Origin of the sequence: Pseudomonas parafulva, assembly GCF_000800255.1 — a bacterium.
GTDB classification, from domain to species: domain Bacteria; phylum Pseudomonadota; class Gammaproteobacteria; order Pseudomonadales; family Pseudomonadaceae; genus Aquipseudomonas; species Aquipseudomonas boreofloridensis.
The window spans coordinates 4,825,715-4,844,542 of sequence record NZ_CP009747.1; the positions used below are offsets into that span (position 1 = coordinate 4,825,715).

The 18,828-nt window shown below is 65.2% G+C and carries 15 protein-coding genes; 6 read left to right on the plus strand and 9 right to left on the minus strand.

Going from position 1 to position 18,828, the window contains the following annotated elements; all coding sequences use genetic code 11:
• Positions 1–30 precede the first annotated feature (30 nt).
• Positions 31–936 carry a LysR family transcriptional regulator gene (locus NJ69_RS21055; RefSeq protein ID WP_029614532.1) on the minus strand — a complete coding sequence of 302 codons (906 nt, stop codon included), beginning with the start codon at positions 934–936 and terminating at the stop codon, positions 31–33.
• Between the two features lie 209 nt (positions 937–1,145).
• Between NJ69_RS21055 and NJ69_RS21060 the strand changes: the two genes are divergently transcribed.
• From NJ69_RS21060 to NJ69_RS21070, 3 genes are all read left to right on the plus strand, one after another.
• Positions 1,146–2,324 carry an aspartate aminotransferase family protein gene (locus NJ69_RS21060; RefSeq protein WP_039582780.1) on the plus strand — a complete coding sequence of 393 codons (1,179 nt, stop codon included), beginning with the start codon at positions 1,146–1,148 and terminating at the stop codon, positions 2,322–2,324.
• A gap of 287 nt (positions 2,325–2,611) precedes the next feature.
• Entirely contained in the window at positions 2,612–4,753 is a 2,142-nt protein-coding gene (locus NJ69_RS21065; RefSeq protein WP_039582781.1) for a putative bifunctional diguanylate cyclase/phosphodiesterase, read from the plus strand.
• Between the two features lie 76 nt (positions 4,754–4,829).
• Positions 4,830–7,616 carry an RHS repeat-associated core domain-containing protein gene (locus tag NJ69_RS21070; protein WP_052192179.1) on the plus strand — a complete coding sequence of 929 codons (2,787 nt, stop codon included), beginning with the start codon at positions 4,830–4,832 and terminating at the stop codon, positions 7,614–7,616.
• Positions 7,617–7,631: 15 nt separating this feature from the next.
• Here the strand turns inward: NJ69_RS21070 and NJ69_RS21075 are convergent, their stop codons facing one another.
• From NJ69_RS21075 to NJ69_RS21110, 8 genes are all read right to left on the minus strand, one after another.
• The gene (locus tag NJ69_RS21075) at positions 7,632–8,564 is read right to left on the minus strand and encodes a carbohydrate kinase family protein (RefSeq protein ID WP_039582782.1); all 933 of its coding nucleotides are present in this window, start codon (positions 8,562–8,564) and stop codon (positions 7,632–7,634) included.
• A 35-nt stretch (positions 8,565–8,599) separates the two neighbouring features.
• Entirely contained in the window at positions 8,600–10,090 is a 1,491-nt protein-coding gene (gene xylB, locus NJ69_RS21080) for a xylulokinase (protein ID WP_039582783.1), read from the minus strand.
• 14 nt (positions 10,091–10,104) lie between these two features.
• Positions 10,105–11,580, minus strand: a complete 1,476-nt coding sequence (locus NJ69_RS21085; protein WP_039582785.1) for a mannitol dehydrogenase family protein — start codon at positions 11,578–11,580, stop codon at positions 10,105–10,107.
• 11 nt (positions 11,581–11,591) lie between these two features.
• A complete protein-coding gene (locus NJ69_RS21090) occupies positions 11,592–12,698 on the minus strand; it encodes an ABC transporter ATP-binding protein (protein ID WP_039582786.1) in 1,107 nt (368 codons plus the stop codon).
• Between the two features lie 70 nt (positions 12,699–12,768).
• Complete coding sequence (locus NJ69_RS21095) at positions 12,769–13,602, minus strand: carbohydrate ABC transporter permease (protein ID WP_039582787.1); 834 nt, start codon at positions 13,600–13,602, stop codon at positions 12,769–12,771.
• A 10-nt stretch (positions 13,603–13,612) separates the two neighbouring features.
• Positions 13,613–14,536: a carbohydrate ABC transporter permease gene (locus tag NJ69_RS21100; RefSeq protein ID WP_039582788.1), complete on the minus strand. Its 924-nt coding sequence runs from the start codon at positions 14,534–14,536 to the stop codon at positions 13,613–13,615.
• Positions 14,537–14,612: 76 nt separating this feature from the next.
• Positions 14,613–15,923 (minus strand): ABC transporter substrate-binding protein, encoded by a 1,311-nt coding sequence (locus NJ69_RS21105; protein ID WP_039582789.1) that lies wholly within the window; start codon positions 15,921–15,923, stop codon positions 14,613–14,615.
• Positions 15,924–16,104: 181 nt separating this feature from the next.
• The gene (locus NJ69_RS21110) at positions 16,105–17,010 is read right to left on the minus strand and encodes an AraC family transcriptional regulator (RefSeq protein WP_039582790.1); all 906 of its coding nucleotides are present in this window, start codon (positions 17,008–17,010) and stop codon (positions 16,105–16,107) included.
• A 105-nt stretch (positions 17,011–17,115) separates the two neighbouring features.
• Here NJ69_RS21110 and NJ69_RS21115 point away from each other — a divergent pair, with 105 nt between their 5' ends.
• The 3 genes from NJ69_RS21115 to NJ69_RS21125 all read left to right on the plus strand — a co-directional run bounded on the left by NJ69_RS21115 (position 17,116) and on the right by NJ69_RS21125 (position 18,822).
• Entirely contained in the window at positions 17,116–17,616 is a 501-nt protein-coding gene (locus NJ69_RS21115; protein ID WP_029614202.1) for a M48 metallopeptidase family protein, read from the plus strand.
• Between the two features lie 11 nt (positions 17,617–17,627).
• Positions 17,628–17,924, plus strand: a complete 297-nt coding sequence (locus tag NJ69_RS21120; protein WP_039582792.1) for a winged helix-turn-helix domain-containing protein — start codon at positions 17,628–17,630, stop codon at positions 17,922–17,924.
• Between the two features lie 160 nt (positions 17,925–18,084).
• Complete coding sequence (locus tag NJ69_RS21125; RefSeq protein WP_039582793.1) at positions 18,085–18,822, plus strand: substrate-binding periplasmic protein; 738 nt, start codon at positions 18,085–18,087, stop codon at positions 18,820–18,822.
• Positions 18,823–18,828: the final 6 nt, after the last annotated feature.

The window sequence follows — 18,828 nt, forward strand, 5'->3', positions numbered from 1 at the left end:
CGTCTGGGGTTTTTATTTCCCATGCGCGTCCTACGGCATCGCGCCATTTCGGGCGTCAGTTTCTTCCTCCAGCACTGTTCGCAGCAGCTCCACCGAGGCCTGCTGACGTTGTGCATCGCGAAACACCAAACCGACCTTCAGCGGCACCCGTGGCTCGCTCAGCGGCTTCCACAGCAGCGCCTGTTCGTCTTCGGCCGCTTCCTTCGCCCGCCCAGGCAGAATGGTCGCCAACGCAGTGTTGGCCAGGCTGTCGAGGATCCCGCCCATGTTGTTCATTTCCGCCTGAACCTGTGGCCGACGCCCAAGATTGGCCAGTTGCGCCTGCCAGATCTGGCGGATCTGGAACTCTTCGCCCAGCATCAACAGCGGCAGCTCGGCGGCCTGGCGGATCGAGACTTTCTTGAAGTCCTTCAACGGGTGGGTGTTGGGGATGACCAGTTGCAGTTCATCTTCGTACAGCAACTGACCGTGCAGCCCCGGCTGGCGCGGCGGCAGGTAGCTGATGCCGATATCCAGGCTGCCGTTGAGCAGCCGCCGCTCGATCTCCAGGCCCGACAGTTCATAGATCTGCACCACGAGATGCGGCTGCGCCCTGCGCAGTTTTTCCAGCAGTCGGGGCACCAGGCTCGGGCGCACGGTCTGCAGCACGCCAATGGCCAGGGTGCGCAGCGATTGCCCCTTGAAACCGAGCATCGCCTCCTGGGCGCGTTGCAGGCCGTCGAGCAGCGGCAGCGCGTGGTTGTAGAGGGTGTGCGCGGCCAGAGTCGGCAACAGACGCTTGTTGCTGCGTTCGAACAAGCTCAGGTCGAGGCTGTGCTCGAGCTGGCGGATCTGTTGCGACAGCGCGGGTTGCGACAGCGACAGTCGCTCGGCGGCTCGGCCCACATGGCCTTCTTCATACACCGCGACGAAATAACGCAGTTGGCGAAAATCCATAAGATTCACTTATCGAAAAAGCTGGGAAAACGAAATGGCCCCGGCGCGCCGAGACGCCTAGTCTAGCGCCGTCAATCAGCAGGATTAAGTGAACGATAGGCTTGATCTTGATGGTGATGAGTATTCATTTTCGATAGGCAGAGCAAAACAACGACCTGCGGCGCAGACCGAGGCGCCTTGCCTGCATGCCTGAATGCCGTGGAGCCACCATGAACCTGTTCAAGCGGCGTCGCCCGACGCTCGCCGTTGTCGAGTCGCGCCAGGCGCAGCGTGGCCAAACTGCAGCGGTAGTGCCCAACGTGTGTGCCCGGGCCTTCGTACGCGGCCAGGGTTCCTGGCTGTGGGACGACCGTGGACATGCCTGCCTGGATTTCGACCAGGCGGGGGCGATGAACAGCCTGGGGCACAGCCCGCCAGTGCTGGTCAACGCGCTCGGCGCTCAGGCCCAGGCCCTGATCAATCCCGGCCATCATTTCGCCAGCGCGCCCGCGCAGGCCTTGATCCAGCGCCTGTGCCAGGCCACCGGCAGCGATCAGGCCTGGGTGCTGGACAGCAGTGCCCAGGCCTGCGAAGACGCGCTCAGGCTCGCCCGTGAGTGGGGCAGACGGCACCGCGGCGGCGCCGAAGGCATCATCACCGCCGGCCGGACCCGCGGGACGGGTTTGAGTCAGGTGCCGTTCAACGACCTGGCGGCGCTGCACGCGCAAGTCGACTCGCGCACCGTGGCCATCATGCTCGAACCGCTCCAGGCTGACGCGGGCGTGATTCCGGCGAGCCGAGACTACCTGCTCGGCGCCGAACAGCTTTGCCGCGAGCTCGGCATCCTGCTGATCCTCGACGAGACGCTGACCGGCAGCGGCCGTTGTGGAGCGTTGTTGGCCGAGCAGACGTATGGCGTGCGTGCCGATATCGTCATTCTCGGCAGTGGCCTGGGCAGCGGCGTTCCGCTAGCCGCCCTGCTGGCACGCGGCACGGCCCTCGAGGCGTTCGCCACGCCCATCAGACAGGCCGATAACGCCTTGATGAGCGCGGCCGGGCTGGCCGTGCTCGATACCCTGCTCACGCCGGGTTTTTTCGATCAGGTGCAGGACAGCGGCCGTCACCTGCGCGATGGCTTGAGCCGAGTAGCGCGGCGTTACAGCCACGGCGAGGTGCGTGGCCAGGGCTTGCTGTGGGCGCTGCACCTGCGTGAGGCCCAGGCCCAGGCACTGGTCGAGGCCGCCTTGGGCGAAGGCTTGCTGCTCGCTGCGGTGAAACCTGACGTCGTGCGCTTTTCCCCGGCACTGGATGTCAGTCGCGGCAATATCGACGACATGCTGCAGCGTCTGGCGCGATCGTTCGCCCACCTGCAGCCTCGTCAACAGCGCTTTGGTGAAGCATTCGGCTGATTTTTGATTTTCAACGAACCGTCTGGCGTATCTGCGCATCGCCCCTGACCTGCTGAGTTTGGTCAGGGGCGTTTTTTTGCCTGTCGCGGGTGTCCCTTCATCTGGATAGCCGCCACCGCCCAATACCCTCGTAACGCCCATTCCATCGGCCCTGCAGGGCTCCGTTGATCGGCTATTCTCATTTAATTCATTGATAGCGAACTGATTGCATCGCTGACAGTGAACTCCGCTGCCGAGTCGACATCGGATCCAACTACAAGACAAAGACGTTCGCGAAGAGAAGTGGCATGGATGGAGCTCAATACGCGGCACCGCAAGGCAGCTCCGTGCTGCTGGTAGTCGATGACTACCCGGAAAATCTGATCACCATGCGCGCCTTGCTGGCCGGCCAGGATTGGCAGGTGATCACCGCAAGCTCAGGCAGGGAAGCCCTGGGCGCACTGTTGGAACACGAGGTGGACCTCGTCCTGCTGGACGTGCAGATGCCCGGCATGGACGGTTTCGAAGTCGCTCGGCTGATGCGCGGCAGTCAGCGCACGCGCCTCACGCCGATCATCTTCCTCACCGCCAACGAGCAGAGTCAGGCCGCTGTGCTCAAAGGCTACGCCAGCGGGGCGGTGGACTATCTGTTCAAACCGTTCGACCCGCAGATTCTCAAGCCCAAGGTGCAGGCCATTCTGGAGCAGCAGCGCAACCAGCGCGCGCTGCAACGCTTGAGCCAGGCGCTGGAGGCGGCGCATGCGTTCAATGCGTCGGTGCTGGAAAATGCCGCCGAGGGCATTCTGGTGGTGGACGACTGCGGCACCATCGGCTTCGCCAACCCGGCCATTTCGCGCCTGTTGCAGGTGCCGGTGGCGCGCTTGCTCGGTGCCCATGTGCTGGACCTGATCCAGTTGCCCAGTGCTGCGCTGTGGCGCGACTCGGACTTCTACCACGCCTACCTGAGCCGGGAGATCTTCCGCGTCCACGATGCCCAGTTGCGCACCCCAGCCGGTCCGCTGATCCCGGTGGCGCTGTCCTGTGCGCCATTGTCGGTCGAGCAGAAGGCCATGGTGGTGACAGTGCTGGACATGTCGGTGGTGCACAGCCTGCATCAGCAACTGGAGCATCAGGCGGTGACCGATCCCCTGACCGGCCTGCTCAACCGGCGCGGTTTCTATCAGACCGCCGAAGCTGCGCTGTTGCGCAACGAGCGCGCAGACAAGGTCCAGGCGCTGATGTACATGGACCTCGACGGCTTCAAGCAGATCAACGACACGTTTGGGCACGAGGCGGGCGACCGGGTACTGCGCTGGGTCGCCGAACAGCTCAGGGACTGTCTGGGTGCCCAGGCGCTGCTCGGGCGCATGGGCGGTGACGAGTTCACCGCGTTGTTCGACGGCTTGCCCTATCCGGAACAGGCAGGTCGCTATGCCGAGGCGCTGATCGAACGCATGTCCAGTTGTCCGCAGGTTGACGGCCAGGACGTGTGCCTGGGCATCAGCATCGGCATTGCCACCTACCCCGACTGCGGCGCCACCGTCGAAGGCCTGCTGCGCGCAGGCGACACGGCGATGTACGCGGCCAAGCGCGCCGGTCGCCAGCAGTACCGCTTCTACGCCCAGGAGCTCAATGGCCGGGCCCGCTCGCGGCTGATGCTCGAAGACAGCGTGCGCACCGCTATCGATCATCAGGATTTCACCTTGGTCTACCAGCCCCAGGTCGGCTTCGCCGATGGCCATCTGCGTGGCTTCGAAGCCTTGTTGCGCTGGCAGCACCCGAGTGTCGGCGACGTGCCGCCGGGGCTGTTCATCCCACTGCTGGAGGAGGCGCACCTGATCCATCGCCTGGCCAGTTGGATCTACGGCAAGGGCGCCGCCCAGCGCCGGGCCTGGCAGCACGTGTTCGCCGACGATCTGGTGCTGGGCATCAGCTTGAGCCGCGCCCAGTTCACCCAACCGAACCTGGTCGACGAATTGCGCCGGGCCATCGAGGAACACGGGCTGGCGCCGGCGCAATTGGAAGTGGAGGTGGCGGAAACCTCGCTGATGTATGACATCGACGCCGCCGCAAAGCAGATCAAGCGCCTGCGCGAGTTGGGGGTGCGCGTGGCGCTGGATGACTTCGGCGCTGGTGACTGTTCGCTGCGCATGTTACGCGACTTGCCCATCGACACCCTCAAGCTCGATCGCCACCTGGTCGCGCGCTTGCCCGAGTCGCTGGCCGATGCGGCGTTGGTGCGCAGTGTCATTGCCCTGTGCGCCGACTACGCCATCACCGTGATCGCCGAAGGCGTGGAAACGACGGCTCAGGCGCAGTGGCTGCGCGACAACGGCTGCGCCTACGTCCAGGGTTTTCTGGTGGCACGGCCGATGATGGCTACCGACGCCCAGGAGTTCTCGTCGGTGTATGCCTGGCCGTCGACGTACTTACCGTCGCCCACGACCTGACAAAACTGCTAGTTGCCGTTCTCTGTGGCGCGGTTGACTGTGTGGTCGATGACACGCCAAATCCGGGAGGCAGGGCATGGGCGGCGAACTGTTCCATCAAACACCTTCTGTCAGGGTTTACGACAATCGTCGTCTGCCCGTGCGTCAGATCGAGTATTACCGGTGCGAGACGCTGACAGCCGCCGCGGAGATTCGTATTGCGCGTCACGGTTACGGCCCAGCGGGCTTGCCGAGCCAGATGGCTGATCCGCGTTTGCATGCTGCCGGTCGGGTCAATTTCCTTTATCGGCAGGGGCTGGCTCGGCAGACACTGCGGGTGCAGAGTGCCGATGCCGGTACTCGGCTAACGCTTGACGACTGCGCTGGGCGGGGGCTGTTCGCGGTCAGCCAGGTGGGCGTCGGCACGGCCGATCAGGACGATTTCACGCAAGCGGTGATGCACCGCCGGGTCTATGAGTTACCCACGCAGGCAGGTCGGCTACTGAGTGTCAGCGAGCAGGTGGTCGGAGCGCCAGCGCGGGTCAGCGAACGCTTGTGCTATGCCGGGCACTCCGCTGCGGACAAAGACCGTAATCTGTCGGGCGATCTGGTGAGTCACTACGACCCTGCCGGGCGGCTCAGCACGCAGGGCAAGGCCCTGGTGGGGACGCCGACCTGTGTGTCACGGCAGTTGTTGCGCGAGGCCGACGACGTTGATGTCCACGCCGACTGGCGCGGCGATTCAGCCCAGGACTGGGACCGTCTGCTGGACACCGATGCCTACCGCACGTGCAGCGGCAGCGACGCCACGGGCAGGCCGCTGTGGTCGCTCGATTGTGCCGGGCATCGGCAGCGCAGCGCTTACGATGTGGCGGGCGCGCTTAACGCTGCTTGGCTGACGCTCGAGAGCAAGCCTGAGCGCGCCATCGTAGTGTCCGTGGACTACTCGGCGCAGGGCCGCAAGCTGCGCGAGGCCCATGGCAATGGCGCGGTGACGGTTTATCGGTATCAGCCCAGAACGTCCTGGCTCGCGTCGATCCAGACCCTCCGGCAGGCGGTGCCGCAGCAGCGCTATTGGGCGCTTGACTATCGCTACGATCCTGTCGGGAACGTGATTGGCACGAGCAACGACGCCGAACCGACCCGGTTCTGGCGCAACCAGCGCGTTGCCGCCGAGTGCGAGTACCGCTACGACAGCCTCTACCAACTGGTCTTCGCCAGTGGTCGGGAAATGGTCAATGTCGGGCGAGAAGGCAATCTGTTGCCTGAGGCGCTGGTACCGCTGCCGGTGGATGACTCGCTCTTCACCCGATATACGCGGCGTTTTACCTACGACAGCGCGGGCAACCTGATCCGCATCCAGCACAGCGCGCCAGCGACCAACAATCATTATGTGACGGCAATCACCGTGAGTCCTCGCAGCAACCGCGGTGTGTGGGATGTGCTGTGTGAGCAGCCGGAGGGCGTGGAAGCGCAGTTCACTGCCGGGGGCGGACAGCGGGCGTTGCTGCCGGGACAAGGGCTGGCCTGGACGGCGCGTGGCGAGTTGCGGCAAGTGTTGGGAGAGGGCGTGGAGCACTATCGCTATGACGCAGGCGGGCAGCGTGTGCTCAAGGTCTGTGGGCAGCGGCAGGGGCCTTCGCTGAAGCAACAGCAGGTGATGTACCTCCCGGGCGTGGAGTTGCATCTTGAGTGCGCTGCCGGTGATGCTAAGGAGCGTGTGCACGTTGTGGTGATGGGCGAAGCAGGTAACGCCCAAGTACGGGCCATGCGTTGCCGCTCGCAAGTGCCGGAGCGTGTCGATCACGATGACATTCGCTACTTCTATGACGACGTGATCGGCAGTGTCGGGTTAGAGCTCGATGCCGAGGGTGAGGTCATAAGCCGTGAAGCGTTTTACCCGTTTGGTGGAACGGCCAGTTTGGTCGCGCGTCATCAGATCAAAGCAACCGATAAAGCGGTTCGGTATTCCGGGCGAGAGCGGGATGCGGGGGGGCTGTATCACTACGGCCATCGGTATTATCAACCCTGGACGGGGCGTTGGCTGAGTGCGGATCCGGCAGGGGGAGTCGATGGGGCCAATCTATACGCCATGGTGCGAAATAGCCCCGTAACGTATTTTGATGCCGCAGGCTTGATTTCGATGAGCATGAATCTCGATCAAGGGCGAGGTGATCTCGTTTATGGGATCTCCACTCACCGTCATCGCTATCTCGCGGTCGCGATCGATGGGTATGAAGAGTCGCAGGATGACGTTGCGTTGACCATCGATCACTACAACATCGCCGTGGCGAAAGCCGTGCTAAGTTATGCATTGATTAAGTTCAAACTGACAATTACTGCTCCACCACGCCACCTACTACGGGCGGCGGCTCCGAGCACTAAAAATTTCGCGGTCGCCAGGGAGACGTTTGAGACCTATGTGCATTGGGATCGCTATTTCGCGGTGAGTCAACACAGTCCGAAGTTCAATATCCCAGCGATCTACGAGAGCGTGGCCACGCAATGGGAGACCAGTAGATTTCACAATTGGATAGAGGGTGATGTCGGACCACTGTTATTTTGGAAGCGCGGATCCAAACTGGGTCTTCACATGGCGACCAACCAGGAAGGACCTAAGATTCACTTTATCCTTGACGACCTGATTGAGTCGGCCGTTATCGATAAAAGCGGTGAATTCGGGCAGTCCGTCACCGCCAGTGAGTTGCGCTATGCGTTTCGTAACAGAGCGGCGCTCGGAGGGCAGATTCATTTCTATAAAGGTGGTTTGGAAGTTCCAGCGCCTTGGCACGCGGCGCCTTGGCGGTGGAGCGCTTACAAACCGCATTCAGAGCCCAGAGGCCGATATGCACGCTGGCAGTCATTGCGACGCGAACGTAGCTGATGGCGTAACCTTTAATTAAAGCTCCCGGGCAAACGGCAAATCCGGCCCCACTCGCGAACAGGTGATGGCCGCCGCGCGAATGGCGAATTCGAGGAGGTCGTCGATCGCTTCGCGCGTCAGCGCCGCCAGTGCCTGTGGACTGTCCGCGTTCAGCGTGGCCAGCCCGCTCAACACTGCCGCCTGGAAGGTATCGCCCGCGCCGACGGTGTCGCGCAGGGGCCGCGAGGTGTCCGCCGGGCGCTTCCATGAGCCCTGCGCCGTGTGCGCGCTCGCGCCGTTTGCCCCGTGGGTGACGAACACCAGCCGACAGCGCGGGTTGAGCCAGCCCCGTGCAACCTCGGCGGGATCGCGCTGCGGGTAGAGCAGGGCCAGGTCTTCCTCGCTGGCCTTGATCAGGTGGGCATGCGCGGCGAATGCCTCGACCTGGCGGCGCCACAGCGTCACGTCGGGCTGCGTGTTCAGGCGCACGTTGGGGTCGAGGCTGATCAGCCGCCGCTCGCTTTCACGCTGCACCAGCGCCAGCAAGGTGTCCGCCACCGGCTGCACCACCAAGGTGTAGGAACCCACATGGATGCCGCGTACCTGACCGTCCAGCACAGGCAGGTGCTCCAGGCGCACCTGACGGTCGGCGCAGCCGTCGCCACGGAACTGGTACTGCGCCGAGCCATCGGCGTTCAAGCCGACCAGTGCCAGTGTGGTGGGCGCCTCGCTGACGACCAGATGGCTGCAATCGACCTGTTCCTCTTGCAGCACCCGACGCAGTCGCGCGCCGAGATAGTCGCTGGACAGGCCGCCGAACAATGCCGACTCCGCGCCGAGGCGGCGCAGGCCGACCGCGACGTTGAACGGCGAGCCGCCGGCAATCGCCTTGAAATCCAGCTCACTGCTGCGGGGACTGTCCGCCTGGCTGAACACATCGAACAGCGCTTCGCCACAAACCAGATACATGAAGGTCTCCGAGCAAACATGAATGAGGGCCGCGCTCAGCGCGCCGGCAGGTGCGCCCGATAACGTTGGTAGGCGGTCTCGAAAGCCGCCTGTTGTGCGGGCTGTGGCTCGGTCCGGGTGCTGGGGTCGAGTGCTACGCAGCGCTCGACCAGCGTCGGCAGGTCGTCCCCGCTGCCCAGTTGACGCCCCAGGCTCCAGGCCGCTTGGATCGCCGCACCGAGCGCTGCAGCTTCGGTCTGGCGCGGACAGATCAGCGGCACGCCGAGCAGGTCGGCGAGGGTCTGGCGCCACAGCGGGCTCTTCGCCGCACCGCCCACCAGGCGAATTTCCTGGCCCAGCAGGCCGACCTCGCGCAGCAGGTCGAGCCCGTAGCGCAGGCTGAAGCACGTGCCCTCCAGCACCGCCCGGCACAGGTTGGCGCGGTTGAGGTTGGCGCTGGTCATGCCCAGCAGGCTGGCGCTGGCGTCGGGCAGCGCCGGCACCCGCTCGCCATCGAAGAACGGCAGCATCAGCAGCCCACCGGCACCGATTGGCGCCTGGCCAGCCAGTTCGCCGAACTGCTGCAGGTCCAGTTGCGCCAGGTCTTGAATCAGCGCGCAGGCACCGGTCAGGTTCATGCTGCAGATCAGCGGCAGCCAGCCGCCGGAAGACCCGCAGAAGGTGGCGACTTCGGCCTGGGGACTGATCTGCGCCAGGTCGGTGTGCGCGGCGAGGGTACCGGAGGTGCCCAGGCTCAAGGTGATGAGGCCTGGGCGGATATTGCCTGTGCCGATCGCGCCGAGCATGTTGTCGCCGCCGCCGCTGGCGACCCAGGTGCTGGCGTCCAGCCCGAGCGCCTGGGCCGCTGCTGTCTGCAACGTGCCGATGCAGTCACCCGACGCCACCAGTTGCGGGAGCGCCGCCGCCAGGCGCGTGCCGGGTTCGACCAGCTCCAGTACATCGGTGGCCCAGGCGCGTTGGCGCACATCGTAATAGCCGGTGCCGGACGCATCGCCCGGCTCGGTGCAGGCGCGGCCGGTGAGCCAGTGATTGAGGAAGTCGTGGGGCAGCAGCAGGTGTTCGGCGCGGGCGAACAGCTCGGGGTGGTGACGCTTGCTCCACAGCAGCTTGGACAGCGTGTAGCCCGGCGCGATCACCAGTCCGAGTCGCTCCAGCGAGCCGGCCGGTCCGCCCAGCGCCGCCAGCAGATCCTCGTTCTCGGCGCTGCTCTCGGTGTCGCACCACAGCTTGGCGGGGCGCAGCACCTGGCCCTGGCCATCGAGCATCACCAAGCCGTGCTGCTGGCCGGAGACGGCCAGCGCGCGAATGGCCGAGCCGGGCACACCGGCGCAGGCCAAGGCCTCGGCCACGGCCGTGCGCAAGGCCCGCAGCCAGTCCGCCGGGTCCTGCTCGCGGCGACCCTGCTCGCCCTCGGGCGGGGCATGCGCGGCGCTGCCCAGGCCCAGCACTGCGCCGCTACCGGCGTCGAGCACCAGGGCCTTGGTGCCCTGGGTGCCGCAGTCGATACCGAGAAATAGTCCGTCCATCGTCGCGCTCCGTGTCAGTCGCCCAGTACCCGGCGCAGGGTGTCGCTGACGCCGACCTCACGCAAGCTGTCGTAGAGACGCTCGAAGGCGACGACGAATTCGCGTGACGCCGGGATGGCCGTGCCGAAGAGGGTCTCGTCGCCCAATACCCGTGCAGCCAGTCCGTCGCGCTGTACCACGCGGGCCTGGCACTGGGCGGCGCGGGGATCGGGAATGGCGTAGTGGTTGCCCTGTTCGTCCACGCCGCCCAGGTACAGCGCCCAGGCCGCGACCACCAGCGCCACGCGTTCCAGCGGCCGGCCGTCGGCGATCAGGCGGTTGGCGGTGGGCACGATGAACTTGGGGAATTTCGACGAGCCGTCCGAGCACACGCGCTCGAGCTGGTCGGCGATGGCGCGGTTGGCGAAGCGCTCGATCAGTGCTTCCTTGTAGTGCGCCAGTTCGATGCCCGGCACGGGTGCCAGCTGTGGCGTCACATCCAGGTCCATGAAGGTGCGCATGTAGCGGCGCAGGAGTGGGTCGGCCAGGGTTTCGTGGACGAAGCGGTAGCCCTGCAGAAAGCCCAGGTAGGTGAGGGCCAGGTGGCTGCCGTTGAGCAGCTTGATCTTCATCTCCTCGTAGGGCGTGACGTCGTCGGTGAACTGCACGCCGACCTTTTCCCAGGCCGGTCGGCCACTGACGAACTGGTCTTCCAGCACCCATTGCAGGAAGGGCTCGCAGACCACCGGCCAGGCGTCCTCGATGCCGTGACGCTCGGCCAGTTGCTCGCGGTGGGCGGCGCTGGTCATGGGCGTGATGCGATCGACCATGGCGTTGGGGAAGCTGACGTGGCGGGCGATCCACTCGGCCAGGTCGGCGTCGAGCAAGCGGGCGAAGGCCAGCAGGGCCTTGCGCGCCACTTCGCCGTTGTGCGGAAGGTTGTCGCAGGACATCACCGTAAATGCCGCGCTGCCCGCCTCGCGTCGGCGTCGCAGCGCCTGGCAGAGGAAACCGAACACGCTGCGCGGTTGCTCGGGGCTGGCCAGGTCGTGCTGGATCGCGGGCAACTGGTCGAGGAACTCGCCGGTGCTGTCGTCGATGCAGTAGCCGCCTTCGGTGATGGTCAGCGAGACGATACGGATGGCCGGGTCGGCCAAAGTGTCGAGCAGCGCCGGGGCATCGTCCTCGGCCAAGAGCATGCCGTTGATCGCGCCAATCACGCGGACCTCGGTATCGGCTCCATCGCCCAGCTCGAACAGGGTGTACAGGTGGCCCTGGCTGGCCAGGGCATCGCGCATGGCGCGGTCTTCGCTGCGCAGGCCGGCGCCGCAGATCGCCCAGTCGTGGGCTTCGCCGAGGTTCATCAGGGCGTCGGTGTAGGCCGCCTGGTGGGCGCGGTGGAATCCACCGACACCGATGTGCACGATGCCCTGGCGCAGTTGCGCAGGATCGTAGGTCGGGCGGGCGACGGTGGTTGGCAGTTGGTCGAGCGTACGCGGGTCGAGTTTCATCGGGACTTCCTTCAGGCGGCCACTTGCAGGGGTTTGCTCAGCGCCTGGCCCTGGCTGTCGAACAGGTGGCAGTGCTGGGGATCGATGTGCAGGTGCAGCGGCTCGCCGAAGGTTGGCGCGAAGTCGCCGCGCACCCGTACCGTGAGCATTTCTCCGCAGGCGCTGCGCACGTGGCAGTAACTGTCGCTGCCCAGCCGCTCGCTGACATCGGCGATCACCTGCAGGGCGCCGGGCTCACCGGGGCTGGCGATGTTCAGGTGTTCGGGGCGAATGCCCAGGGTCAGCGGACTGCCGGTGGCCAGCTCGCCGGCGCACAGCGGCACGTCCAGGCGCGTCCCGCACTCCAGCGCCACTTCGCAGCGCTCGCCATGATTGCGGCTCAGGTGGCCGCGCAGGAAGCCCATCTTCGGCGTGCCGAGAAAGCCTGCGACGAACAGGTTGGCCGGGTGGCGGTAGAGCTCCAGCGGTGAGCCGACCTGCTCGACGCGGCCGCCGTTGAGCACCACCACCTTGTCGGCCAGGGTCATGGCTTCGACCTGATCGTGGGTCACGTAGATCATGGTCGCGGCCAGTTCCTTGTGCAGGCGCGACAGTTCCAGGCGCATCTGCACGCGCAGGGCGGCATCGAGGTTGGACAGCGGCTCGTCGAACAGGAAGATCTTCGGGTTGCGCACGATCGCCCGGCCGATGGCCACGCGCTGGCGTTGGCCGCCGGAGAGCTGGCGCGGCTTGCGTTCGAGCAGCGGTTGCAGTTCGAGGATGCGCGCGGCGTCCTCGACCTTGCGGCTGACCTCGGCCTTGGCCACCCCGGCCAGGTCCAGGGCGAACGACAGGTTCTTGCGCACGGTCATGTGCGGGTACAGGGCGTAGGTCTGGAACACCATGGCCAGGTCGCGCTTGGCCGGGGCGGTGTCGGTGATGTCGCGGCCATCGAGCGCGACGGCGCCGCTGCTGACCTCTTCCAAGCCGGCGATCAGGCGCAGCAGGGTCGACTTGCCGCAGCCCGACGGGCCGACGAACACCACGAACTCGCGGTCGTGAACGTCCAGGTCGATGCCTTTGATGATGGCGTGGCCATCGAAGCCTTTATGCAGGTTACGGATCTTCAGATCAGCCATGTAGAGTGCGCTCCGTGGCGGCAGGGGTTCGATTGGGGGTTGGGCTGCGCAGCAGCCGCACTGAGCCGTCTCATTTCACCGCTCCGAACGACAGCCCGCGCACCAGTTGCTTCTGGCTGATCCAGCCGAAGATCAGGATCGGCGCGCAGGCCAGGGTGGAGACGGCCGAGAGCTTGGCCCAGAACAGGCCTTCGGGGCTGGAATAGGACGCCACTAGCGCGGTGAGCGGGGCGGCGGCCGACGAGGTGAGGTTGAGCGACCAGAACGCCTCGTTCCAGCACAGGATGAGTGACAGCAGCACCGTGGAGGCCAGGCCGCCGCGGGCGATGGGCAGCAGCACGCGGACGATCTCCTGCCAGGTGCCGGCCCCGTCCAGGCGCGCCGCCTCGAGGATGTCCACGGGGATGTCCTTGAAGTAGGTGTAGATCATCCACACCACGATCGGCAGGTTGATCAGGGTGTAGACGATGATCAGCGCCAGGCGCGAGTCGAGCAGGCCGAACTGCTTGGCCAGCAGGTAGATGGGCATCAGCACGCCCACCGGCGGCAGCATCTTGGTCGAGAGCATCCACAGCAAGGTGCGCTTGGTGTGGCGCGACTCGAAGAAGGCCATGGAATAGGCGGCCGGCACTGCGATCAGCATGCACAGCAGTGTCGCCGTGGCCGAGATCAGTACAGAGTTCCAGGCATAAGCGAAGTAGTCGCTGCGCTCGTTGATGTGCAGGTAGTTCTCCAGCGTCGGCTGGAAGATGAACTGCGGCGGCGTGGCGAAGGCGTCCAGTTCGGTCTTGAAGCTGGTCAGCAGCATCCAGAAGATCGGGAAGAAGATCACCAGGGCGATGCCCCAGCACAGCAGGCCGAGCAGCGCGTCGCGCAGGCGGCGGGTTTGCTTGAGTGTCAGCATGGCGGGCTCCTCAGCTGCGCTCGGTGAGGTTCTTGCCGATCATGCGCACCAGCACGATGGCAGCGACGTTGGCGATCAGCACGGCGATCAGGCCACCGGCCGACGCCATGCCGACGTCGAACTGCAGCAGCGCCTGGTTGTAGATCAGGTAGGCCAGGTTGGTGGACTCGTAGCCCGGTCCGCCGCTGGTGGTGGTGAAGATCTCGGCGAACACCGACAGCAGGAAGATGGTCTCGATCATCAGCACCACGGCGATGGGCCGTGCCAGGTGCGGCAGGGTCAGGTGCCAGAAGATCGCCAGCGGGCCGGCACCGTCCAGGCGCGCAGCTTCCTTCTGTTCCTGGTCCAGCGACTGCATGGCGGTCATCAGGATCAGGATGGCGAACGGCAGCCACTGCCACGACACGATCAGGATGATCGACAGCAAGGGGTAATGCGCCAGCCAGTCCACCGGCTGCGCGCCGAACAGGCGCCAGAGCGCGGCGAGAATGCCGGACACCGGGTGCAGGATCAGGTTCTTCCACAGCAGCGCACTGACCGTGGGCATGATGAAGAACGGCGAGATCAACAGCACCCGCACCACGCCGCGGCCCCAGAATTCCCCAGCCTCCAGCAGCGCGGCGATGAGCACGCCGAAGACGATGCTGATCGCCAGCACGCTGCCCACCAGGGTCAGGGTGTTGAGCGCACCGGGCAGAAAGCCCGCGTCGGTGACGAAGAAGCTGAAGTTCTCCAGGCCGACGAAGTCGTTCTCGCCGGGGTACAGCAGGTTGTAGCGGATCAGCGAAAAGTACAGGGTCATGCCCAGGGGCACGATCATCCACAGCAGCAACAGCGCTACCGAGGGGCTGACCAGGAACCAGCCGGGGCCGATGCGGCGTTTGCCCCGGCGCTCGGGGGCCAGGGTCGGGGTGTCCAGGGCCGACGTCTTCATCACGATTCCTCAGGCGGCAGGCAGGGCGGGCGAGCGTCGACGCGCCCTGGCGGGCGCGCCGACGGATCCGTTCGGACTACTTGGGGTAGCCGGCGCGTTTCATCTCGCGTTCGGTGGAGGCCTGGGCGGCGGCCAGCGTCTGCTCGGGCTTCATCTGCCCGGTCAGGGCGGCGGCGAACAACTTGCCGACCTGGGTGCCGATGGCCTGGAACTCAGGGATGGTCACCAGTTGGATACCCACATAGGGCACCGGCTTGAGGGTGGGATGGTTGGGGTCCACCCGCTTGAGCGACTCCAGGGTCACCTTGGCGAACGGCGCAGCCTGCAAGTATGCCTCGCTGTAGGTGGAGGCGCGGGTGCCGGGCGGCACGTTGGCCACACCGTCCTTGTCGGCCACCAGTTGGGCGTAGGCCTGTGAGGTGGCCCAGGTGCTGAAGGCCTTCGCCGCGTCCTTGGACTTGGAGCTGGTGGGGATCGCCAGGGCCCAGGAGTACAGCCAGCTCGCGCCTTTGTCGGTGACTTGCTTGGGGGCGAAGGTGAAGCCGGTGACATCGGCCACCTTGCTCTGGGATTTATCGGTGACGAACGAGCCGGCGACGCTGGCATCGACCCACATCGCGCACTTGCCGCTGTTGAACAGCGCCAGGTTCTCGTTGAAGCCGTTGCTCGACGCGCCGGGCGGCCCGTAGTGCTTCATCATGTCGACGTAGAAGTTCAGCGCTTGGGTCCATTCGCTGCCGGTGAATTCCGGCTGCCATTGTTCGTTGAACCAACGTGCGCCGAAGGCATTGGCCAGGGTGCCGATCAGGGCCATGTTCTCGCCCCAGCCGGCCTTGCCGCGCAGGCAGATACCGTACTGGCCGTCCTGGGGCTTGTTGAGCTTGGCGGCGAACTCGCCCAGTTGGGTCCAGGTCGGCTGCTCGGGCATGCTCAGGCCGGCCTGCTGGAACAGGTCCTTGCGGTAGTAGGTGATCGAGGCTTCGGCGTAGAAGGGCAGGGCGTAGAGCGTGCCCTTGACCGAAAGGCCGTCGCGCACCGAGGGGAAGACGTCGTCGAGATGGTAGTCGGCCGGCAGGTCCTGCATCGGCTCCAGCCAGCCCTTGGCGCCCCACAACGCGGCTTCGTACATGCCGATGGTGAGCACGTCGAACTGCCCGCCCTGGGTGGCGATGTCGGTGGTCAGGCGCTGGCGCAGCACGTTTTCTTCGAGCACCACCCACTTCAGCGCGATGTCCGGGTGCTGCTGTTCGAACACCTTGGACAGACGCTGCATGCGGATCATGTCGCTGTTGTTGACGGTGGCGATGGTCAGGGTTTCGGCGGCCTGGGCCAGTGGCGTCAGGCCGAGGCAGGCGACGGCCAGGCAGGCCTTGATCGAGTCGTTCATGCGGTGAACTCCCCTCCCGGACCGCAGGACGGCGCAGGAGACATTATTGTTTTTGTCATGCTCGCCACCGATTACACCTGTGACGGGATTCAGCGACAAAGCCTAGCCTGCACCCTGACCGATACTTTTTTGCTGTGCGTCATTGGCGCGTGGTGTGCTGCCAAACAGCTCGCGCCCAGGCTCAGGCGCGGTTCTGCTCGGTCAGGCGCTGGGTCACCAGGCTGCGGTAGCCGGAGGGGGTCATGCCCTTGAGCTGCTGGAAGCGCCGATTGAAATTGGACAGGTTGCTGAAGCCCGACTCGAAGCACACCTCGGTCACCGGCAGCTCGCTGCGCGCCAGCAGTTCGCAGGACTTGCTGACCCGCAGGCGGTTGACGAACTCGACGAACCCCCGGCCTGCGGCCTGCTTGAAGAAGCGCGAGAAGTAGGTGGTGGTCATGCCCAGGTGCTCGGCTACCTCGCGTTGCGTGAGGTCCTGGGCGTAGTGCTCGAAGATGTAGTCCACGGCCCGGTTGATGCGGTCGACGTTGTGCTCGTCGGCCAGGTGCGAGGAGGTGACGGTGGACAGCAGTTGGTAGTCGTCGCAGGCCGCCAGTTTTTCCATGAGGATAAAAAAGTATCCCAGGCGAGCCATGCCCTGGCTGTCGGCGATGCGTTGCAGCAACAGCCGGCTCTGGTCTATCAGCACCGGGTCGCGGAACTCGATGCCGTAGCTGGCGCGGGCCAGCAGGGGCGCCAACTGGTTCAGCTCGGAGAACACCTGGCTGCCGTGTTCGAGCACCTCGTCGGTGAAGTTGACCAGCATGTCGCGGGTGTGCACCACCTCGTCGACGGCGACCTGGCTGATCCAGTTGTGCGGCAGGTTGGGGCCGGTAAGGAACAGGGTGCCGGGCGCGAAGTTGCCGATGTAGTCGCCGATGAACACCTTGCCGGCGCTGGCGACGATCAGGTGCAGCTCGTATTCCTTGTGGAAATGCCAGCGCACCAGCGGGCTGGGAAAGCCATGCTGGCGGTAGATCAGCGAGTGGCCTTCGTGGTCGTCCATCAGTTCGTAGGAGGGGTCGATGACTTTGCTGGCTTTGGGCATGGTCAGTGCTTCGAGCGGGGATGAAGGGATCATCGTAGCCAACAATGGCGCCGAGCGCTGGCAGCACGCACACAGGGACGCGGCGATTGGGTAAACTCCCCGGCCATGACGCCCCTACGCTACTTGCAAGCCTACCCGCCGCACCTGCAGGAACAGGTCCGCCAACTGATCGCCCGCGATCGCCTGGGCGACTACCTGCAGCAGCGCTATGCGCAGCGCCACGACGTGCAGAACGACAAGGCGCTGTACCTCTACGCCCAGGACTTGCGCCAGCAGTTCCTGCGCAGCGCGCCGCCGCTGGACAAGGTGCTCTATGACAATCGCCTGGACCTCACCCACCGCGCCCTGGGGCTGAACACCGCGGTGACCCGGGTGCAGGGCGGCAAGCTCAAGGCCAAGAAGGAGATCCGCATTGCGTCGCTGTTCAAGGACGCGGCGCCGCAGTTCTTGCGCATGATCGTGGTCCACGAACTGGCCCACCTGCGCGAGCGCGACCACAGCAAGGCGTTCTACCAACTGTGCCAGCACATGGAGCCGGACTACCATCAGCTGGAATTCGACCTGCGTGTCTACCTGACCTGGCGTGAACTGCCAGGCATCGCCTGAGGCTCCCGAGCATGGACGTAAGCAAGACCAAGAGCAGTTTCTACCGCCGACTGTACGTCGCCTGGCTGATCGACAGCCAGACCGCGACCAGCGTGCCGGCACTGATGGAGGCCACCGGCATGCCCCGGCGCACCGCGCAGGACACCCTCACCGCCCTGGCCGACCTGGACATCGTCTGTGAATTCGAGCAGCTAAGCGGCGCGCGCAACCATGCCGGGCAGTACCGCATCCGCGACTGGGGGGCGATCGACAAACAGTGGATCGAAGCCCATCTGGCGCACATCCGTCAGGTGCTGGGTTATCCCTGAGGCGCGAGCAGCGTTCGCCGTCGTGCAGCGGCCCTCGCCGCTCAGCGATTCGGCCAAAATAGAGGCTAAATGACATTATTGCCTGCTGCCGTCGGCGGTCGGCTTTGTGTACCCTCGAGCCATCGGCTGCGATCCCTCCAGACCGCGAGAGGTACTGTGCATGCGCTCACTGCTTGGCGTTGTGGGACTGATCGCGGTGTTGGCGATGGCACCTGCCGTGGCCCAGCCGACGTTGCGCCTGGTGGCCGATAAATGGCCGCCGTTCTCCGACAGCAGCTTGCCCGGCGGCGGCCTGGCGACCGGTCTGGTCAGCGCGGCGCTGGCGCGTGCCGGGTATGCCAGCGAATTCGAGGAGGTACCGTGGGCCAGGGCGCTGATGGGCGTGGGCGAGGGCCGCTACGACGTGTTGGTCAACGCCTGGTACACCGAATCGCGTACCCAACTCGGTGAATTCTCCAGCCCTTACCTGAGCAACCGCATCCGCCTGCTCGGGCGCAAGGATCGACCCTTCAGCTTCACCCAGTTGGCCGACCTGTACCCCTACAGCATCGCCGTGGTGCGTGATTATGCCTATTCTCCGGCCTTCGACAGCGACAGCCGACTCGACAAGGTGCCGGTGCGCAGCTTCTCGTCGGCCATCCGCATGCTGGCTGCCGGCCGGGTCGACCTGGCGGTGGAAGACGAACTGGTGGCGCGCTACCTGCTGCAACACGAGCCGCCCGAGGTGCGCGGGCAGGTGGACTTCGTCGCCCAGCCCCTGGGCGAGAACAGCCTGCACATACTGGTCAGCCTGAAGAACCCGCAGCATGACCAGATCGTCCAGGGTTTCGACCGCGCGATTCAGGCGATGAAGGCCGATGGCAGCTACGCGCGGATCATGCGCCAGTACGGCTTCTGACGCGCC

Excerpts from the sequence above, each read along its gene's own strand:
- NJ69_RS21075 (WP_039582782.1), bottom strand. The coding sequence starts at position 8,564 with ATGTATCTGGTTTGTGGCGAAGCGCTGTTCGATGTGTTCAGCCAGGCG.
- NJ69_RS21110 (WP_039582790.1), bottom strand. The coding sequence starts at position 17,010 with ATGCCCAAAGCCAGCAAAGTCATCGACCCCTCCTACGAACTGATGGAC.
- NJ69_RS21090 (WP_039582786.1), bottom strand. The coding sequence starts at position 12,698 with ATGGCTGATCTGAAGATCCGTAACCTGCATAAAGGCTTCGATGGCCAC.
- NJ69_RS21095 (WP_039582787.1), bottom strand. The coding sequence starts at position 13,602 with ATGCTGACACTCAAGCAAACCCGCCGCCTGCGCGACGCGCTGCTCGGC.
- NJ69_RS21125 (WP_039582793.1), top strand. The coding sequence starts at position 18,085 with ATGCGCTCACTGCTTGGCGTTGTGGGACTGATCGCGGTGTTGGCGATG.
- NJ69_RS21070 (WP_052192179.1), top strand. The coding sequence starts at position 4,830 with ATGGGCGGCGAACTGTTCCATCAAACACCTTCTGTCAGGGTTTACGAC.
- NJ69_RS21055 (WP_029614532.1), bottom strand. The coding sequence starts at position 936 with ATGGATTTTCGCCAACTGCGTTATTTCGTCGCGGTGTATGAAGAAGGC.
- NJ69_RS21060 (WP_039582780.1), top strand. The coding sequence starts at position 1,146 with ATGAACCTGTTCAAGCGGCGTCGCCCGACGCTCGCCGTTGTCGAGTCG.
- NJ69_RS21105 (WP_039582789.1), bottom strand. The coding sequence starts at position 15,923 with ATGAACGACTCGATCAAGGCCTGCCTGGCCGTCGCCTGCCTCGGCCTG.
- NJ69_RS21120 (WP_039582792.1), top strand. The coding sequence starts at position 17,628 with ATGGACGTAAGCAAGACCAAGAGCAGTTTCTACCGCCGACTGTACGTC.
- NJ69_RS21100 (WP_039582788.1), bottom strand. The coding sequence starts at position 14,536 with ATGAAGACGTCGGCCCTGGACACCCCGACCCTGGCCCCCGAGCGCCGG.
- NJ69_RS21065 (WP_039582781.1), top strand. The coding sequence starts at position 2,612 with ATGGATGGAGCTCAATACGCGGCACCGCAAGGCAGCTCCGTGCTGCTG.
- NJ69_RS21115 (WP_029614202.1), top strand. The coding sequence starts at position 17,116 with ATGACGCCCCTACGCTACTTGCAAGCCTACCCGCCGCACCTGCAGGAA.
- NJ69_RS21085 (WP_039582785.1), bottom strand. The coding sequence starts at position 11,580 with ATGAAACTCGACCCGCGTACGCTCGACCAACTGCCAACCACCGTCGCC.
- xylB (WP_039582783.1), bottom strand. The coding sequence starts at position 10,090 with ATGGACGGACTATTTCTCGGTATCGACTGCGGCACCCAGGGCACCAAG.